Raw genomic sequence first — 20,814 nt, forward strand, 5'->3', positions numbered from 1 at the left:
TGCGTAGGTTCTTCTCTGAGAAATCCAATTCTCGCATGGGCATATCCTCCTTGGAAAGCTGTTAAGTGGATATGCCCTATTTCTTTGTCAAAAATCCACCAATTTACACAAGAAAATTTACGCTAACACGAAAGATTGTCCCCTTTTGCCGGGCAGGAAGACCCGCAATCAGTACCTTCACATCCTGCTAGATTTGAGAGTGGAGTTGGGCGACCCCGCCCGACGCCTGCTCTCGTGGCTAACAGCTGTCAGGCGAGTCGCCGTACAGGCCCTGGAATTTGCAGCCATTTAGATTTTGCCAATCTTACTATGGAGCCTTATACTTCCCGCGTTATCGAAACGATAGAGATGAACCAGAGCAACGGAACGCAACCGTGGCGCGAAAACGCAGTGAACGATCAGACAACCAGCCCATAATCTGCCTCGGGGTTTACTACCTGGTGGTGGGGCTGTTCATTATCGGTATGACAGCAGCCGAGGAACGGGTGTGGGGCTTTAATTGGTATGCACATTTTCCAACCGTTTGGCAAATCCTGCCGTTACTGTTCGCCCTGGCGGCCGGACCGGTGGCCTGGCGTCTCAGCCTGCACTTTCATCGCCCAATCAGCAAAGAGGAAACAGGGGCAAGTCCGGCGGGGTTTTTGTATGTGGCGATACCGATGGTCCTTTTGTCCGGTTTACTCTATGTGCTGTTTCCCGGCCGGACTCATTTCCTTGGCGACGGCTACCAGTTGTTGTCGCGGCTGGCCGATGGTTTGGGCTCGGTGAAATCGTGGGATGTGGGTGCCACCCTCATCAACGATGCCGTCTTCGCCCTGACCGAGGGCGACAATCCACAACGGGCGCTGACAACTTATCGAATCATCTCAGTCTCGGCAGGCCTCCTGATGCTGGGCGTCACGACTATTGGGGCCATGCTGCTTTTCAAAGATACGCCGCGCCGCATTCTCTTCTTTTTGGGGCTGACTACAGGCGGCTATGCTCTGATGTTTTTCGGCTATGTCGAAAACTACGCACTCTTGATAGCCCTGCTCACCCTGTACACTCTTATCGGTTTGTTGGTGCTCAGGGGTCGGCTGTCCGCATGGTGGGCACTGCCGGTTATGGCGGCGGCAGGTTTCATACACATCTTCGGACTAACGCTGTTACCAAGCCTGGTTTATCTGCTGCTCAGGCGGAGCGGCCCGGTGCTGCGGTTGGCGGCATTGCCGCCAAAGACGAAACTGATCGTCGGCCTGGTCGCACTGTTTCTCGGCCTGGCCCTGTATCATTATCTGAATATAAGCCTGCGGTTTTTCACTTTTGCATTTCTGCCGATCATACCGGACCAGTTCACGGTAGAGGGGGACTACCTGCTGTCGGTCAAACATGCGATCGACACGCTCAACCTTTTGGTTCTGCTGGTTCCCGGACTGTTTGTGCTCGTCGTAGCCATTATGTTGACATGGGGCAAAAAGTTCGTCGAATCCGTCGAAAACCGATTCTTGCTCATCGTAACACTGTCAACTTTGGCCGCGGTGTACGTTTTCAATCCCGGCATCGGCATGCCGCGCAACTGGGACTTGTTTTCAATCGTAGGTGTTCCGTTGGCCGTCATGTGCTACTATGCGCTGTTGTCGTCCAGATCAAAAAGTGTCGTGCCGATTATGGCCTCGTCGTTGGCCTGCATTCTGGGCCTGATGCTGCTCGCGCCGCGAGTGGCCTCGCAAGCGACGCCTCGGGTGGCTATCGCTCACTTGAAAAACTACCTCGAGCTGGACAAGGCTCGCAACCGCAACGCACGACGGTTACTCATAGACTACTACAAGCAGACCGGCGACAGCGCCTCGGCAGAGCGCGAGTTGGCTTTAGCCACTCAGGATTTTCCGGAGAGCGGCCTTAATAGTCGCGGCAAACAGAGCCTGCAGGCGGGCAGATTCGACCAGGCCGAGGCTGATTTCAAGAAGGCGATCGACCTCAACCCGCTGTTCTATGATGCCTACGCCAATCTGGCCAACTGTTGTATCGAGCGGGGACTTCTGGACAGCGCCTTAGTGCTCCTGGAGGTAGCGGATGGACTCAACCCATACAATGCCACGACCTCCAGCAACATCGGCACTGTCTACCTGCGTCTCAACAAGTTAGACCAATCATTTAACTTCTTCCATGAAGCGTTGCGCATAGACAGCAGTAATCAAAACGGGTTGGTGGGGCTGGCCTCGGCCTATCTTAAAGCGGGTCAGCCGGAGCGTTCGATTGAGTACGTGACAAAGCTGCATAACAGTTCCGACATCGCCTACCTGTATTTCCAGCAAGCTACCGAAGCCTACCTGGAGGTGGGCTTTGATACCCAGGCGCGGCAGGCGTTCGGTTTTGCCAAGCAACGCGGTCTTGGCGCTGCGGAGATACGCAGCATGATCGACCGCTACCCGCAGTTGGTGGAGTAGTAAGCTCCTGGTGATGAATTGATATTCGCCCCAAACAAGGTATGAGGCGGCCACACGCCGCGCCCCGTGAAAATGTCAACCAGCTGTCACTCCGGGCCTTGACCCGGAGTCCATATTCTCTTGGGCCGTCATGCGATCCCAGCTGTGTTGGCAGGTCTGAAGACAGACCTGCCCTACAAAACTATTCCACCGACCCCTTGCGTACACCAGGAATCCCACCCGACGCAAAGCCTCTGGGTGGGGTACCAAAGGTGGTGCATGTCATACTGAGCGCAGTCGAAGTATGTGCCCACCACAACCTCACCTGTTACTTCACCAACATCATCTTTCTGGTCTGGCCAAATCGAGCGCTCTCCAATCGGTAGAAATAGACTCCGCTTGAAACCGCCCGGCCCAGATCATCTCGACCGCTCCACGACACCGTATGATGACCGGCCACTACGTATTCATCGACCAGCGTTTTCACACGCTGCCCGAGAACATTGTAAACATAAAGTGTCACTTGACCTGAGGTAGGTAACCCAAACGTGAGACTGGTATTCGGGTTGAAGGGGTTGGGGTAGTTGCTGCCCAGATAATAGTCCTCCGGCAAGGTTGGGTCGGGTGAAATCTGAACTCGACTGAGGCTAAGCTGGTACTGTCCGGGAGCGAGTTCGATGGTCTGATCATCTTCAACAGTCAGATCAAACTCACTGCCTGGCTGAATAACCGATAGATGGTAACCGCTCGACTTCAGGTCGGTCACGCCGGTCACATCTATACTGACACCTGCCGAACCGACCAACTGAAGCGTCCACTCCTGATGGTCTGATGGTTGTCTGATATCCTGGATATAACGGCCGAACTGATGCTCCATTTCCGTCAACAACACCATCGTTCCCTCAGTGGCGACAAAGGCCGGGGGTGGTGCCGGCAGATCATACTGTGCGTCAAAGCCGTTTTGCGCCTCCTCGGCCATGCCAAAAGTGACACTGGAATGTTCGCTGGCCAGACGGATGGTGAGCAGGCCGTCGCCCCCGGCCGCCTTGGCCGGTAGGTCTGGATGATCGTTGTCCGCGATAGCTACCGGCCCGGTATTGGTTACACAGAGCTTTAGCCCCTCGACCAGCGCGGCGAACCACTGACCATGGCCGCTATGCAGCATCGATGTCATGAAGTAGTGGTTGCCGAAATAGCCGTAGAACACGGGGGAGACCCAACCGGCCGCGGCTGCCTCCATGATGGGCAAGCGGAAACCGCCCGAGTCGACCATGGCGGCAAAGGCGTCCACGTTGTGTCGATACGGATTGCCGAGCAGGTTCCATCCCAGCCTGAGATCAAGGCAGACAATGCTGTCGTGAGGCTGGATCGGGTCGCCCTCATAGTCGACCGTTGTAGCCTGGGGGAGAAGCAGCCAATAAGCGGGGCCGTGCCCAACAAATTCGTTCGGAGAAAAATACGCGCCGTCCCACCCGTACAACTGATAGAAAGGCGCATCATCCAGAAAGACTGCATCCGGCGATCCATCACGCACGACCAACGGCGATGAAACCAGGTTCCAGCCGCCGGTGTAGTTTTGGTAGGCTACTTCGAAATCGCAAGCCCTGATAATAAAACGGTCCTCACCACCGTCGGACATGAATCCATAACCATGCCGGACGAAATCATCTGACAAGAGTTGTCCTGCCTCGTTGAACAGAGAGATAGTGTAATTGGTCGGGTCGTGTGCGGCGATCGGGTCCAGATGAACCTCGGTGGGATGGTTCGTCTGCACCACCATCTCCCACTCCTTACACTCCTGCTGCAAGAGGGAGCGGAAGTCGGTCGCGAACTCATCCTGAAACTGTCCCCACTCCGGATGGGGGAAGAAGACGCGCACGTAATCGCCCGGCGGCGCAGGTGCCTTGAACTGATCGAGCAGTGGATCGAAACCGTCGTGGGCAGCCGAATCAACTCCAAAGTGGGCGGTGATATCCTCAAGCCCGCTGCCGGTGTGGGCATTGATACCGACATCGAAGCCTACGTGTGTGATACCGGGCTGTACCATCAACTGGACAGGCACGACCACAGGGGAGTTCTGGGCGGTCGGTGACTCGAAGAACAGTCTGCCACCATAAGGACCAATAGGCAATCCGTCGGCTTCCACCATTACCACCACTGAGTCAGGTGTGCTTCCGCTTCCCGCATGGGGGATAAGCCACGATACATCCGAGACTACCTGGTAGTCGTCCGATACCGGTCCGGCCGAGTGAATACTCATGGTCTGCGGCGGTGGGTCGGGCTCTCCCCGGACTTTGAAGAACTCAAGTTGTGAAGGCGCCACCACCAGATCGGAAGGCGGCCGGTTGGCGATGATGAAACAGTGCGGTCCATCCCAGGCGGGGAAGACAAGGCCACCGCCGCTGCTACTTTGCCAGCCCCACAATCCGGAAGGCGGGAACCAGGATGAATCAATGCAGATGACCCCGTCCTCATACACCGTATCGATCGGTCCTATTTGCAGGGTCAGGGCGATATCGTCGAAGCCGGGCGGAAGACCGCTGGCAAAAATCTTCACGGCACCAAATCCGACGGTGTCGGCGCCCATGCCGTTGTTGCTGAAATCGGAAAAGAACACACCGAGATCAAACTGCTCCATACCCAGACTACCGGTAGTGTCAAGTCTGGTCGACGTCCAGTGAGCGCCGGTGGTTGATCGAACCCTGAAACCATTGACCAGACCGTTGTAACTGTTCGCATCTCCCGTGATGCGCAGGAAAAACGTGATCTCTTCATTGGTCAGTATCTTGTTGTGGTTGAACAGTCCGTCGACATGATCCAGTGTCACCGCCGGTCCGGTTGGCAGTACGCGCAATACAACCGTTATTGGCACCGGTGAGTTGTCGACTTGCGGCGCGTGGATCGTCATCATCCCATAATGAGTTCCGGCCGGGAGGATATAGGGATCGACCGATACAAGTACGCGGCCCGGGGTAGACCCGCTCATCGGGGTGGCGCCCAGCCACGGGACCGAATCAATCAGCACCGAGTAATTGAGTGGATCGCCGTTGGATGCGACCATGATCGAATCCCAGAGCAACAGACTCTGCCCGACATGTGTTTCGAATTCGAGAATCTGCGGCGATACGATAAGACTGTCACCGGTGATCTCCCTTTGAATATCAAAGCAGTGCGGCCCGTCCCAGGCGGGGAAAACGTCGATACCACCCGACGCCGCCCATTTCCAAACGCCGGACGGCGGATAATAGGCAGAGTCAAGACAGATTGTTTTCCCGGCGTGGATCGGGTCGATGGGTCCGATGGTGATGGTAAGGGCGACATCATCGAAACCGGCCGGCATTCCTGTGGAGAAAAAGCGCAGCGCGCCCAGGCCGACAGTGTCGGCGCCTTGTCCGTTGGCTGAGAACTTGGGCAGGAAAACGCCGCCGTCAAACTGCGTTTTTCCAAGCGTGCCGGTAGTATCGTGATAGACAGATGACCAGGTGGCGCCATTTGGCGAGAATACCTGGAAGCCGTTGGCGATGCCGTCGAAACTGGTGTCGGTGGGGTTGGATATCCTGATGTGGAATACGACAGCCCGCCCGGTGCCCAGAGTCGAACTACCGGCCAAGCCATCAACATGGTCGAGGCTGATCGACTGAGCGAACGTCTGAACGGTCAGAAGCAGTATCAGTGCGAATGCATACGACAGAGATTTGAATCTCATCTTTTCCTCCAGCGATGTTACGGACTCAATACCTGCGAGTAAGGATGTGTAAATTGTGACTCACGACTCCAATATAGCCGAATCCCGGCCACTGGCAAGGCAAAACGTCTGTGCGTACATCGGAGTTAGGCCGTTCTCCCGCCCCAGTGTTTGTTGAAATACCCACGGAACCGTCATGGCGAGGTATCCGGAATCTCGCGGGATGCGGTGGCCGTCTCAGTTTGTTGCACAGGTGTCATGCCGAGCCGAGTCGAGGCATGAGATTGCCGCGCTTCACCGCCCCGCCTGCGGCGGGGATCACTCGCAATGGCGCCAAACGGGACGTTGTCAAAGGGTCCCGCAGGCGGGGTGGAGTGGCCACTTATCCAAAAAAAGACCACCCCTGTCTCTCAACAGGAGTGGTCATCCAATTCAATTCAGAGTTGGCGGCGTGAGATTACCAGGGGCAATCCACCGGAGGCGGTCCGCCGCCGAACATATAGTCAACAACGTAGACGAGATCGGCGATATTGATCTCACCGTCACCGTTGACGTCACCCTCCTCATAGCATGGCAGCGCCGGGCCGCCGTTGAACATATAGTCGACCAAGTATACCAGGTCGGCAACGTTCAACTGCTCACCCATGAGGCCGTCAATGTTGCCGCGGATGCCTTCGCAACACCCGTCGCATACATCCCCGATACCATCGTCATCGATGTCGCTCTGATCCGGGTTCCAATCGTCCGGACAGTTGTCGCAGACATCTCCGACACCGTCCAGCGAATCGAGATCGCTGTCTTCCTGACCGGGGTTTGCGTCGTCCGGGCAGTTGTCACAGGCCGAACCCAGATCGTCACCGTCAGGATCTTCCTGGCCGGGGTTGTGATCGGTCGGACAGTTGTCCACGTCGCCGCAATGACCGTCGTTGTCGATGTCATTGTCCGGATCGTCGGGGCATTCATCGCAGACATCGCCGATACCGTCGTTGTCGCGATCCTCCTGGTTGGCATTGGAAACATCGGGACAGTTGTCACAGGCGTTGCCCAGGATGTCGCCGTCGTTGTCCTCCTGTCCAGTGTTGGCATCCTCGGGGCAGTTGTCACAGAGGTCACCGACATCATCACCGTCGCCGTCCTCCTGACCGGAGTTGGCGTCGATAGGACAGTTGTCGCAGACGTCACCGACCGTGTCACTATCACCGTCCGCCTGGTTGGTGTTCTGATCATCCGGACAGTTGTCGCAGACGTCACCTACGGCGTCAAGGTCGCTATCGGACTGATTGGTGTTGGCATCATCCGGACAGTTGTCGCAGACGTTGCCTACGTTATCATTGTCGTTATCGGCCTGATCGGTATTAGGCTGGTTGGTGCAGTTGTCGCAGGTGTTGCCGACATCGTCGCCGTCGGTATCGGTCTGATTCGTGTTCGGATCGTCCGGACAATTGTCACAGGCGTCTCCGACCGTGTCGTTGTCACCGTCACTCTGCGAAGGATTGGCGTCTTCCTGACAGTTGTCACAGGCATTGCCGACACCGTCAGTGTCGTTGTCTTCCTGACCCGCGTTGGGCGTGTCGGGACAATTATCGTCGGGGCAAGTATTGGCCGGGAAGCCCGGATTACCGGCGCCGTCGTCATCGGTGTCGGTGCAGTCATCGCAGGCATCACCAAAGGTGTCACCGTCGGCGTTTTCCTGCAGCACATTGTGCACCGTGGGACAGTTGTCCACATCGGCGCAATGACCGTCGCCGTCAATGTCGTTGTCCGGATCGTTGGGACAAGCGTCGCAGGCGTTGCCGATACCGTCGTTGTCGTCATCTTCCTGGAAGGGATTGATGTCGTCAGGACAGTTGTCGCAGGCGTCGCCTATCTGATCGCCGTCGGCATCAGCTTGCGACGGGTTGGCATCGGTGGGACAGTTGTCGCAAATGTCACCTACGCCGTCAGTGTCGGCATCTTGCTGGCCGGGGTTCGGATCATCCGGACAGTTGTCGGTGGCACAGGTATTGGCCGGGAAACCCGGATCGCCGGCGCCGTCACCGTCGGTATCGGTGCAGTCGTCGCAAGCATCACCAAAAGTGTCACCATCGGCATTTTCCTGAAGCACATTGTGCACCGTGGGACAGTTGTCCACATCGGCGCAATGGCCGTCACCGTCGATGTCGTTGTCCGGATCGTTGGGACACGGGTCGCAAACGTTGCCGATACCGTCGCTGTCGTCATCCTCCTGGAAGGGATTGATGTCGTTGGGACAGTTGTCGCAGGCGTCACCGATCTGATCGTTGTCGGCATCGGCTTGTGACGGGTTGGCATCGGTGGGACAGTTGTCACAGATGTCACCGACGCCGTCGGTGTCGCCATCTTCCTGACCGGCGTTCGGATCGTCCGGACAGTTATCATCGGGGCAGGTGTTGGCCGGGAAGCCCGGATCGCCGGCGCCGTCACCGTCGGTATCGGTGCAGTCGTCGCAGTCATCGCCAAAGGTGTCACCATCGGCGTTTTCCTGACCCGGGTTATGCACCGTGGGACAGTTGTCCACATCTGCGCAATGTCCGTCGCCGTCGCCGTCATTGTTGGGATCGTTAGGACACGGGTCGCAAAGATCGCCGATGTTGTCACCGTCGCCGTCGGCCTGATTGGTGTTGGGCGTGGTGGGACAGTTGTCGCAGGCGTCACCGACTGTGTCGTTATCACCGTCGGTCTGACTGGGGTTGGCCGTGGCCGGACAGTTGTCACAAACATCACCCACACCGTCGGTATCGGCATCAGCCTGACCGGGATTGGGGGTGTTGGGACAGTTGTCGGTCGGGCAGGTGTTGACCGGGAAGCCGGGATCGCCGAATCCGTCACCGTCGGTGTCGGTGCAGGTGTCGCAGTCGTCACCTATGTTGTCACCATCGGTATCCTGCTGACCGGGGTTGGCTACTGTAGGACAGTTGTCGCAGTCGTCACCCTTGCCGTCGTTGTCACCGTCGGCCTGAGTCGGATTGGGATCGGTGGGACAGTTGTCGCACAGATTACCCACGTCGTCGCCGTCGGTATCCATCTGGTTGGTGTTGGGATCGGTCGGACAGTTGTCACAAACGTCACCAACCGTGTCACCATCGCCGTCGGCCTGGTTTGTGTTGGGATCGACGGGACAGTTGTCGCAAACGTCACCGACCGTATCGGTGTCACCATCGGCCTGATTGGTGTTGGCGTCGGTGGGACAGTTGTCGCAAACGTCGCCGACGTTATCGTTGTCACCGTCGTTTTGGTTCGTATTGGGATCGGTCGGACAGTTGTCGCAGAAGTCGCCCACTGCGTCGGTGTCGACGTCCGACTGGTTGGTGTTGGCCACGTCAGGACAGTTGTCACAGACGTTGCCGACGTCGTCGTTGTCGTTATCGGCCTGATTACCATTCAGGTCGTTGGGACAGTTGTCGCAAACATCACCGACATTGTCGCCATCGACGTCGGCCTGGTTAGTGTTGGGATCGGCCGGACAGTTGTCGCACACATCGCCGACATTGTCACCGTCACCGTCGGCCTGATTGGCGTTGGGATGAGCGAGACAGTTGTCGCAGTCGTCACCCACACCGTCGCCGTCCCAGTCGGCCTGGCCGGGGTTGTTGGTGTTGGGACAGTTGTCACAGGCGTCGCCGATACCGTCAAAGTCTGCATCCTGCTGGCCCGGGTTGGGCGTGGAGGGGCAGTTATCCTGCTGGCAGGTGTTGTTCGGGAAGCCGGGATCGCCGAAGCCGTCACCATCGGTGTCGGTGCAGTCATCGCAGGCGTCGCCGATATTGTCACCGTCGGCGTCTTCCTGTCCGGGGTTATTAACGGTGGGACAGTTGTCGACATCGCCGCAGTGTCCGTCGTTGTCGATGTCGTTGTCCGGATCGTTCGGACAATCATCGCAGAGGTCACCAATGCCGTCGCCGTCGGAGTCATTTTGGTTGGGGTTGGGCGTGGTGGGGCAATTGTCGCAATCGTCACCGACCGTGTCGCTATCGCCGTCGGCCTGGGTGGGGTTGTCGACGGTTGGACAGTTGTCGCAAGCGTCACCGAACTGGTCTGTATCGTTATTCTCCTGCCCGGAATTGAAAGTCGACGGACAGTTGTCACAGGCGTCGGCCGTGCCGTCGCCGTCTGAGTCATTGGGATCATCCCAGCAGGCATCTACCGTCCAACAATGGGGACCGTCCCAGGTGGGGAAATATGAGATGCCGCCGCTCTTGGCCCACTTCCAAACTCCGGTAGGAGGAAAGTAACTGGAGTCAAGGCAGATAGTCTTTCCGTTGTCGAGGTCGCTGACAGGGCCTATCGTCAGCGCGTAGGCGGTGTCGTTGAAGCCGGTCGGCAAACCGGCCGAGGTCATGCGCGAACCGGAGAAAGCCATGGTGTCAGCGCCGCAGCCATCTACGCCAAACGGTATGATCTGAAAGAGCAAATTGAAAGCGGCTCCCCAGGCCAGAGTGCCCAGAGTATCACCGGTCAATGTGGTCCAGCAGGCGCCGTCGGGGGAATATACTTGCCAGGCGTTGGCTATGCCATCGACCGTACCGCCGGTATTATTGTCCAGCCGAAGGACAAAACGAACCGGGTTGTCGGTTGGTATTCGACCACCCGCGGTCAATCCGTCGACATGATCGAGCGTGAAAGCTCCGTCCTGTGCCATTGCTGTTCCGAACGAGAACAACAGCGCCACCATGAGTAGTTTTAACAAGGTGCCTCTCATACGTGTGTCTCCTCTCTGCGGACAGTTGGTGAGAATTCCTCCGTGTGCATTTTTGCCATGTTGTTTTTTTTATAGGACCTGCTAATGCTTGACAACAACCAATTTAACTACTCGAACGGCGTTTTGTCAAGCTAAATATTGTGCAGCGCTATCCACGCTTGAGTGCGCAAAAGGATGCCTATAGTTGCAATGCGGATCGTTTCATGCGTTGTTTTTGAAGTTGTCAACCAGCTTGAGGCAGTCTATACTTCGGGCGAGTCGGCAAACGCTAACAGGTGGTAAACACAGTATGGACAAGAAAACCGGTAATATCGTATTGATCGGCATGATCGTAGGGGCGGTTCTGGGAGTAATCGGCGGCTATTTTGTGGGGGAGTGGTTTCTTGCGATCAGTTTTCTGGGAACGATGTTTCTCAACGCCTTGAAAATGGTCGTCGTGCCCCTGATTGTGGCTTCGATGATCGTCGGTGTTGCATCGCTGGGTGATGTCGGCAAACTGGGCCGGACAGCCGGTAAGACCATTCTCTATTATGTCATCACGACCGGCGTGTCGGTCTTTATCGGGCTTGTGCTCGTCAACCTGTTCCGACCCGGCGTGGGGGTGGAGGCATTCGGCGCCTTCGTGCCCGATTTGGTTGCCGACAGCCAGGAGAAGACGCTGATTGATGTACTGGTCGGCCTGATCCCGCCTAATATCTTCGCGGCGGCGGCGCAAACGAAAGTACTGCCGTTGATTGTCTTCTCGCTACTGTTTGGCGGTGTGTTGGTCAGTATCGGTGAGAAGGGCAAGGTGGTAATCAGGTTTTTCGAAGGTCTCAACACCGCAATCATGAAAATGGTCACCCTGATAATCTACTTCGCACCCATCGGCGTCATGGCCTTGATCGGCGGTATCGTGGCTTCCAACCGTGAGACACTCGACCAACTGGCCTCAGGTCTGGGCTGGTATGTCCTGACCGTGATCGTCGGATTGGCCATCCACGCTGTTGTTGTCCTGCCCGCTCTATTGTGGTTTTTTGGTCGACGCAGACCGTTCGCATACTTTCTTAACATGGGTCAGGCCTTGACCACTGCCTTCACCACTGCCTCGTCGTCGGCCACCTTACCGATCACGATGGAATCGGTCGAGGAGAAAAACAAAGTCGACGGCCGTGCGGCTTCGTTCGTGTTACCGCTCGGCGCCACCATCAATATGGACGGCACCGCACTCTACGAAGCGGTGGCCGCTATGTTCATTGCGCAGATATACGGTATCGATCTTTCTGTCGGTCAACAGATGGTGATTTTCCTGACCGCTACGCTTGCCTCGGTCGGTGCGGCCGGAATCCCCCACGCCGGGACGGTTACAATGGTGTTCGTGCTGGCAGCGGTGGGGCTGCCGCTTGAGGGGATCGGTTTGATTTGGGCGATTGACTGGTTCCTAGACCGTTGTCGCACCACGGTGAATGTCTGGGGCGACTCGGTCGGTGCGGCGGTGATTGCCGAAACTCGGGAGATCAAGGAGACTGGTTAGCCCATGAATGGGTCTCTCGCACTTCGTGCATGGCAGCATCGCTGGGATGCTGCCCTACTCCTGAAAGTGGCCTTGGGCGACCCCGCCCGACGCTGAAAGTTCGACCTCATGCTGAGCGAAGTCGAAGCATGAACTTCTAGGCAGATTCACCCTTCGACTCCGCTCCGGGTGAGGATGGAAGGGCGCGCAGCGCGAAAAAGGGATTTGTCACCCCCTCCGAAACTGGGTGGCACCCTCAAACCCGGTTTGGGGGTGTTAAGTGGATGTCTGCCGCTCACAAGAACCACGTGAATCGAAGATGGATTCCGGGTCAAAGCCCGGAATGGCAGACCGGGTAGCAGCCGTCTACACTAACTTAGTACTAATGTCCCCCCGGCATCGGCATGGCCACTTGCGTGTATCCCTCCGGAATAGTGAAGGCGTCTTTGGGTGCATCCTCTTTCTCGACGTCGACTAACTCCGATGATGAACGCATCGTTTGACCCATTACTTCGGTTGTGGTTGTTTCTTTGACGGTCAACCCCTTGATCTTGCCGAACTGCTTGATGGCGTTTTCGTAGTCGGGCATATAGGCCATCAGACTATTGAGAATCTTGTGATAAACCTCGGTGTTGATTTCGATATCCCCGGTAGCCCACACCTCGGTGCTCGACTGCATCATGCCCATTTTCTTTTCAATGATGTACTTGTGACAATTCCATTCGCCGATCTTCTGTTTGTCTCCAGTGGGTGATACTACAACTGTCATGGTCAGCATGCTCAACATTTGCTTCATCTGAGGGTCTGTCGACTCGGCGATTTCACCCAGCACGATCTCGGAGTACTGTTTGTTGGTATGGTCCAGTTGCACCAACTTGCCCACGTCACCCAGCAGGATCATGGCGGCAGTGTCGCCGGCATCAAGGCGCGCATTGTTCTCGGACAGCCAGATGGTATTGGTATCGTGTGTGGCAGGCATGACCTGTCCCATTATCTCAACAGCGTCGGTTTGGAACAACTGTCTGATGCGTACATCGGCGGTGGCATCGGCCACCCAGACAAAGAGTACAACTATTCCCACGTTTCTGATCAGTTTGAAGGCGTTGCTGAGATACATTTTCTTCACTCCTTAGTTTACAAATCGCCCTGGGGATATCTGGTGGTCCGAAGCCGTTGGTCAAGATACCTTCCATATCCACAGGCAAGGCACGGTGCACTCGTCTGAGCATAGTCGTTACCTGCTTCGACATCAAGACAAAAAACTTGAGTGACAGTTAGTCGGCAGGGTCTCTCTGGCGCACCCATGAGTACTCTTCGTATACCGGGTCAGACCGGTCCTGTTCCGGTTTTTGTATTGACAGGTGGAAACAATCGCCTATTTTACAATAAGTTAACACAGGTACATGCTAACAGCCCTCATGAGTTACCACTTTTTGGACGATTAACATCGTGAAAGTCTCTATCGGAGGAGTAATGAAACGTCTTGCGACAGCACTCTCATTGACACTGGCTATGGTGGGTTCCGCCTTGGCTGCGAATTCCGAAGAATCTGCGTTTGGTCCCAATCTGCTTCAGAACCATCCTGATGTGACAACATATCGCGCTACCGACGAAGGTGTCACCCGCTATGTCGAAGGAGACCTCATGCGGGCGGTACCGCGCGGGCAAGAAGAGGCGGCGACCATTTCGTTTTTTGAGGCCAACAAAGGCGCCTGGCGCATGATGCAACCAAGCCAGGAGTTGCAAATCAGCCGGACCCAGCAGGATCAACTGGGCATGACGCACCTGCTTTTCGATCAATATCACCAGGGTGTCAGAGTGGTTGGTGCACAGTTGCGATCGCACTTCTCAAGCGACGGAGAGTTGCGAACGGTCAATGGTTACTATGTGGCTGACCTCGACGTGGACGTAGCTCCGGTTTTGACCTCCGAGGCAGCCGTCCAGCGGGCGCTCGAACACCTTGCGACCATTTTCGGAACAGCTCGACCGGATGATCCTGAGTTGGTGGTGTTCCGTTGGGAGGGCTTCGACTATCTTTGCTGGCGGACCTTTCTGTGGTCGGACAGTCCGATGGGTCGCTGGGAGTATCTTGTCGACGCCCACTCCGGTGAGATCGTTTTCAATGCCAACCGAATCATGGATGCCAACGACGTCGGAACGGGTATCGGGGTCATGGGTCAGTGGCGTTACCACATTGATACCGATTGGAACGGTTCTCAATATCAGATGCGCGACTACACCCGACAAACCGCCAATAACCCGCACGGCCACGATGGACAAATGCCCTCAGGCAGTTACATTCAGACCAACATCGCCGGCGGTTCGCTGCCGGGCTCAATTGCCACCGACGCCGACAACACCTGGGACCTATCCTCGCAAGCGCCGGCCGTGGATGGACATGTCTATTCGATGTTGATGTATGATTATATGCTGGGTCATTTCGGTCGTAACAGTTTTGACGGCAGTGGTTCCACCATGCTCACCAGTGTCAACTACTCGGCCGAAGGTGATAACAATGCCTACTGGAACGGCAGCCAGATCGTTGTCTGGAGTTGGTCGACCGGTTGGCGTTCGCTGGCCGGTTGCCCCGATGTCATTGCACACGAGTGGGGCCATGCCGTGACCGACTACGGTTCCAATTTAGTCTATCAACTTGAGTCCGGGGCGCTTAACGAGTCGTTTTCCGACATGCTGGGCGCCGCCTTTGAGTTTGCGCATGATTCTATGGATACGCCCGACTGGCTGATGGGGGAGAACGGCACTACCAGCGGCAGCGGTTTTCGCGATATGGAGAACCCGCACAACAACGGCGATCCGGATTTCTACGGCACCTCCGATCCCTATTGGGTCGATGTCGACGGTTGTTCTCCATCCCCCTTCAACGATTACTGCGGTGTCCACACCAACAGTGGCGTCGGTAACAAGTGGTTCTCCCTGTTGTCCGACGGTGGCACGCACCATAGTGTTACGATCACCGGCATCGGTCATCAGAATGCCATTCTGATTGCCTGGCGGGCCAACGAGTTTTATTGGGGAGTGAATACAGATTATCACGAGGCAGCCCTGGGTACTATCTCGGCGGCCAACGACCTTGACCCCACCGGCGCATGGACAGTGCAAGTGGCCAACGCCTGGAATGCCGTCGGTGTATCGACGCCCGGTCCGTCGCTGGTTTTCTCCTACCCCCTGGGTGTTCCGGAGATACTCACGCCCGGCGCCGAGACGACTTTTGAAGTGGTGGTCAGTGGCCAATTGGGCGGCGTCCCGGTGGCAGGTAGCGGCAGACTCTTTTATCGTATCAATGGCAGCGGTTGGCTGGATGATCCGATGACTTCGCTGGCCGACAATCATTACGAAGCGACCCTTCCGGCCATTGACTGCGGCAGCGTCCTCGAATTCTATGTCCGTGCTCGGGAAGCAGCCTCGGCCTACTTTTACGATCCCGACCCTTCCGCACCCTACCGCGCCGACCCGGCCACCAATGTTATCACTGTGTTCGCCGACGATTTTGAAACCAACCAGGGCTGGACCGTAAGCGGCGACGCCGGAGACGGCCAATGGAACCGCGGCGATCCGGTGGGCGGCGGCGATCGCGGCGATCCTCCCGATGACTTCGATGGCTCCGGACAATGCTACCTGACCGACAATGTCGACGGCAACTCCGATGTCGACGACGGTACTACGATTTTGACCTCACCGACTATCGATCTGTCGGTGGGTGATGCCAAGATTCACTACGCTCGCTGGTATTCCAACAACAACGGCGCTGATCCCAACAACGATGAGATGTATGTCCGGGTCTCCGACGATGACGGCGCTAACTGGGTATTGGTGGAGACGGTGGGACCGGTCAACGAAGCAGGCGGCAGTTGGTACGAAAACAGCTTTGTCGTCTCCAACTTCGTCACACCGACCAGTCAGGTCAAAGTGCGCTTCGAAGTTAGCGATCTCAACGCCGGCTCGGTGATTGAGGCGGCCATTGATGACGTAACGGTCATAGTATACGAATGTGAGCAGAACCGCCCGCAAATTGTCGAGGAGGATATCCCCGACTGGACCGAGGGCAGACCGTACTCGGAGCAACTACAGGTGTCGGGCGGGGCAGCGCCTTATGTCTGGAGCGATAAAGACGGCGATCTGGTCGGAACCGGTCTCAGTCTGTCCGCCGGCGGATTGGTTTCTGGCACGCCACTTTCCAGCGGCGGTCACTTCTTCACGGCCATGGTGCTGGACGACAGTGGCTACACCGATGAACAGTTGTTGACCTTCACTATCAATCCACCGGTGCAGGTCACGACCACCAGTCTGCCGGATCAGACAGCGGGCGCATCGTACTCGCAAACGCTCACGGGTACAGGCGGCACCGGCACTCTACTCTGGAGTGACAAATTCGATGATCTAATCGGCACCGGCCTCTCGCTCTCGACCGGTGGTGTGGTTTCCGGTACGCCGACGGCCGGCGCTGTTTCGTTCACGGCCGTGGCCACCGATCAGGTGGGTGCCAACGGTGAACAGGTGCTGAGCATGACCATAAACCCGGAGCTTGTGATCTCCACCGGTACTTTGCCCGATGGGGTGCAGGGGGCCGAGTACTCACTCCAGATAGCCTCCACCGGCGGCACCGGCAACCAGACCTGGAGCGACAAGAACAATGATCTGACCGGGAGCGGCCTCACACTTACACCGACCGGTCTGCTTATGGGCATCCCCTTTGTGGCCGGTGAGGTCAGTTTCACGGCGCGAGTTACAGACGAAGGTGGCGGTGATGCGGAGAAGTTTTTCAGTTTCGATATCGCTGCCGCTGTCGGCATCGTTACCGCCGGTCTACCCGACTGGACTGTTAACGCTGCTTATTCACAACAACTTGATGCTGCCGGTGGCAGCTCTCCCTATACCTGGGTCGATCGAGATGGCGACCTGGTGGGGACCGGGCTGACCTTGTCGACCGATGGTCTGTTGTCGGGTACGCCTACCAGCGTCGGGGGCATCACCTTTTGGGCACTGGTCACCGACGACGTCGCCGGTACCGACGAACGACAATTCAGCATCACCATCAACCCGGAACTGCAGTTTACAACCATAGTGCTGCCCGATTGGACACAGGGCATCGCATTTTCGGAGCAGATATTCACCAGTGGCGGAACCGGCGCCAAAACTTTCAGCGACCAGGCTTCAGAACTGACCGGGACCGGACTGACATTGTCATCGACCGGCCAGGTGTCAGGCGTGCCTTTGGCCGTCGGGCCGATCAGTTTCACGGCCCTGGTTACCGATGAGGGAGGCGGTAGCGCCACTCAGCCCTTCGCCTTCACAATCAATGTCCCGATCGCTGTGACCACGACTTCGTTACCCGACGGTGCCGTTGACGCTTCATACACCGAGCAACTTGAATCATCCGGTGGCACCGGCGCGGCTCACTGGACCGATAAGAACGGTGATCTAGTGGGCACCGGGTTGACTTTGTCAGAGAGCGGCTTGCTTAGCGGGACGGTTGCGTTGGAGCAGATTATCACGTTCACGGCGCAAGTCACCGACGATGTCGGCAGTGTCGATGAAAGTGTGCTGGCTTTTGAGATTTTCCTGTCGTTTGTTTGTGCCGACATCGACAACGACGGTGAAGGACCCAACATTTCCGACTTGGTATATCTCGTCGATTTCATGTTCAACGGCGGCCCGCCGCCGGACATTATGGCCGCCGCCGATTTCGATGCCGACGACCAGATCACAATTGCCGATCTGGTGGCGCTGGTCGACTTCATGTTCAACGGTGGTGCGCCCGTCACCTGCGATTAGCGGCTTGCCTGCGTCGTTGCACATAAACCCACCCGGCGCAACGCCTCTGGGTGGCCTACCGTGGTGTACGTGCTCGTGCGCCACGGGGCAGGGGCAGACCGACAGACCCGTTTATGTGAGAGCGTCTGCCGCCCACCAAACCCACCCGCCGCAAAGCCTCTGGGTGGGGTACCGTGCCGTCATGCGACCCCGCGTGACGGCGCCCGCAGGTCCCCACCCCCTGCAGTATCTACGTTAGAAATGTCAGGACCACAATCCGCCGCGGCGGACTGACCTACGAAGATGCTGAACGCCTTGATCCCGAATTGGCCTTGCAAAATCCGTCGTGGTCGTTATATTTGAACGTGCCCCGCCCCGTCTTCGTGATGGCCGGAACCAACCAATCCCGACCACGATTTACCACGATCGTGTCGGCTACATTCATTCGGAGGTATCGATTCCATGAAGGTTAAGCATACTTTAATGTTGTTCACGTGCATTCTGGCGGCCGGCGTGTGGGCCACTCCCCCGATAGATACCAGCCCCTTCTGGCAGTCCGGCGAGTTCAACGTCTACGGAACCGGCATGATCTGGGAGGATTGCAACAACGATGGTTATATCGACGCATTTTTCGGCAACGGTAACGATATAGTGTTGGCCCAAAACTCGATCTACCTGTCGAACTACGGCACCCTTCCCACCAGCGCCAGTTGGTATTCGTCAAACGCCGAGTATTCCGGTCACTGTGCCGTCGGCGATATCGACGATGATGGATACGTCGACTTTGCCGTAGCCAACTATCTCGGCTCCGGTGGATTCTCCACGGCCAACTATTCCAACCTTTATATGAACACCGACGGCCTGCCGAACCCATCGCCTGACTGGTACAATGCCGATTCCATCTATACCTTTTCCTGCGCCATGGGCGACCCCGATGGTGACGGCGACCTGGACCTGGCTTTTGCAACCGGTGACGCTTACACCAGCGTGTATACGCCGGAACGAATCTACTTCAACGTGGACGGCTCGCTTGAAACCATGCCGAGCTGGCAGACGGCCATCGTGGATGCAACCATGGATGTCACCTGGGGGGATGTCGACAACGATGGTGACCTGGACCTGGCTTTCGCCTACGACAACATAGGAGTGGCCGTTTTTTTCAACAATGCCGGCACCATGTCGACCGTTCCCGGTTGGCAGTCTTTTCAGGCCCAACCGGCCAATACTTTGATCTTCGGCGACGTCGACGGCAATGGCTGGCTGGATTTGGTCGTGGCCTTCAACAATCAGCTTGGAACCGGGGGGTACTTCCGGGTTTATTTCAATGACGGCGTCGGTAACCTGAACGTCAATCCCGGCTGGGAGTCGGCCACAGCCGGTTATGGATCGGGCGTCTCGCTTTACGATTATGACAACGACGGTGACAACGATCTGGCCGCCGGACGATGGTTCGATCCGGCTCGGATATATGAAAACACAGGCTCGACATTTACCACCACGCCGGTGTGGCGGGCCGATCCATCGACCGTGGTCGAAGAAATGGCTTGGGTGGATGTCGACGGTGACGGCGTGGAAGAGATAGTCGACACCTTCTACACCGCCGGGCGGAAACTTCTGTACACCCAACGTCAGCCGCTGTACAGCCTTGATTCTGTGGTGGTCGATGGTGTGCCTTTATCGCCCGAGGACTACTGTTACGATCTGGTCTCCGGATGGGTCTCTATGGCCTCGGCCCTCACAAGCTATGCGCACGTCTACTACAAGTACTCTTTCAAAAACGATTTGGCTATCTCGCACTGGGACACCTACAACATGGTCTTCGGCAACACCAGCCGTCCGCTGGTAGACTTCTATGCCGACACGACCATCGGATGGGCGCCCTTCACCGTACAGTTCACCGACAGTTCGATAGGCGCCACCGAATGGCTCTACCATTTCGGGGACGGCGATAGTTCGACACTGAAAGACCCATTGCACACCTACTACGGTGGCCAAGCGCACGACGTCCGGCTGCGTACCATGTTGCCGGATGGTTCGCACAATCATACCAGCCGCAAGATGATCGTGACCCTGGCCGACACCATTTTCATCTCCGATGGATTCATGCCGCCGGGCGGAACCATGACCGTGCCGGTCTACCTGCGCAACGCCCACCCGATGGATGAGCTGCAACTTCCAATCCGATACGATGGTGACGTTAGTCTGACTTATGACTCGTGGGACACCACCGACTGTCGTACCAATTACTTCGATTATGTCGAGTTGGTTCAATATGCGCCGTCATCCAAGAAGATCGCCTTTCAATTTAAGGCCGGGCGCAACGTGGGGAATCCACCTTTGGCGCCGGGTTATGGTCCGATAATAAACCTGCACTTCAGTGTGGGCGCCGGGTCGGGCGCAAACGTGCTGGACACTGTCACTTTGGGTGGTCGCGAACTGGACCTGGATGCCGGCTATGCGATCTATCAACCGCGCGTGCAGACGGGGATATGGCAGAGTGGTCTGTGCGGCGATATCGACGGCAACGGCACGGTGGGGGATATCGCCGACCTGGTCTATCTGGTCGACTATATGTTCTCAGGCGGGCCGCCTCCACCCAATGTCAATGCAGCCAATGTTGACGGCGACAACGGAATCAATATCGCCGACCTCGTTTACCTGGTCGATTGGATGTTCAACCTCGGGCCGGGACCACTGTGCTGAGATTGCTCCGGGCTATTCGATAGATTTGGCAAAGAAAACG

General features: G+C 56.8%; 7 protein-coding genes. 4 read left to right on the forward strand and 3 right to left on the reverse strand.

Annotated elements, in window-relative coordinates; all coding sequences use genetic code 11:
* The first annotated feature begins 374 nt into the window (after positions 1 to 374).
* Entirely contained in the window at positions 375 to 2,426 is a 2,052-nt protein-coding gene (locus OEV49_14105; GenBank protein ID MDH3892207.1) for a tetratricopeptide repeat protein, read from the forward strand.
* Positions 2,427 to 2,733: 307 nt separating this feature from the next.
* Here OEV49_14105 and OEV49_14110 read toward each other — a convergent pair whose 3' ends face one another.
* A complete protein-coding gene (locus tag OEV49_14110; protein MDH3892208.1) occupies positions 2,734 to 6,111 on the reverse strand; it encodes a T9SS type A sorting domain-containing protein in 3,378 nt (1,125 codons plus the stop codon).
* Positions 6,112 to 6,547: 436 nt separating this feature from the next.
* Entirely contained in the window at positions 6,548 to 10,807 is a 4,260-nt protein-coding gene (locus OEV49_14115) for a thrombospondin type 3 repeat-containing protein (GenBank protein MDH3892209.1), read from the reverse strand.
* 289 nt (positions 10,808 to 11,096) lie between these two features.
* On the opposite strand from OEV49_14115, the gene OEV49_14120 reads away from it, so the two are divergent.
* On the forward strand, positions 11,097 to 12,320 hold the full coding sequence (locus tag OEV49_14120) for a dicarboxylate/amino acid:cation symporter (GenBank protein MDH3892210.1): 1,224 nt from the start codon (positions 11,097 to 11,099) through the stop codon (positions 12,318 to 12,320).
* A gap of 361 nt (positions 12,321 to 12,681) precedes the next feature.
* Here OEV49_14120 and OEV49_14125 read toward each other — a convergent pair whose 3' ends face one another.
* Positions 12,682 to 13,416, reverse strand: coding sequence for a DUF4412 domain-containing protein (locus tag OEV49_14125; GenBank protein ID MDH3892211.1), 735 nt, complete (start codon positions 13,414 to 13,416; stop codon positions 12,682 to 12,684).
* Between the two features lie 356 nt (positions 13,417 to 13,772).
* Here OEV49_14125 and OEV49_14130 point away from each other — a divergent pair, with 356 nt between their 5' ends.
* Complete coding sequence (locus OEV49_14130; GenBank protein ID MDH3892212.1) at positions 13,773 to 18,092, forward strand: M4 family metallopeptidase; 4,320 nt, start codon at positions 13,773 to 13,775, stop codon at positions 18,090 to 18,092.
* Between the two features lie 441 nt (positions 18,093 to 18,533).
* On the forward strand, positions 18,534 to 20,774 hold the full coding sequence (locus OEV49_14135) for an FG-GAP-like repeat-containing protein (GenBank protein ID MDH3892213.1): 2,241 nt from the start codon (positions 18,534 to 18,536) through the stop codon (positions 20,772 to 20,774).
* Positions 20,775 to 20,814: the final 40 nt, after the last annotated feature.

The organism is Candidatus Zixiibacteriota bacterium (genome assembly GCA_029860345.1).
In the GTDB taxonomy this organism is placed as follows: Bacteria; Zixibacteria; MSB-5A5; order GN15; family FEB-12; genus JAJRTA01.

Excerpts from the sequence above, each read along its gene's own strand:
- OEV49_14110 (MDH3892208.1), bottom strand. The coding sequence starts at position 6,111 with ATGAGATTCAAATCTCTGTCGTATGCATTCGCACTGATACTGCTTCTG.
- OEV49_14115 (MDH3892209.1), bottom strand. The coding sequence starts at position 10,807 with ATGAGAGGCACCTTGTTAAAACTACTCATGGTGGCGCTGTTGTTCTCG.
- OEV49_14120 (MDH3892210.1), top strand. The coding sequence starts at position 11,097 with ATGGACAAGAAAACCGGTAATATCGTATTGATCGGCATGATCGTAGGG.
- OEV49_14125 (MDH3892211.1), bottom strand. The coding sequence starts at position 13,416 with ATGTATCTCAGCAACGCCTTCAAACTGATCAGAAACGTGGGAATAGTT.
- OEV49_14130 (MDH3892212.1), top strand. The coding sequence starts at position 13,773 with ATGAAACGTCTTGCGACAGCACTCTCATTGACACTGGCTATGGTGGGT.
- OEV49_14135 (MDH3892213.1), top strand. The coding sequence starts at position 18,534 with ATGAAGGTTAAGCATACTTTAATGTTGTTCACGTGCATTCTGGCGGCC.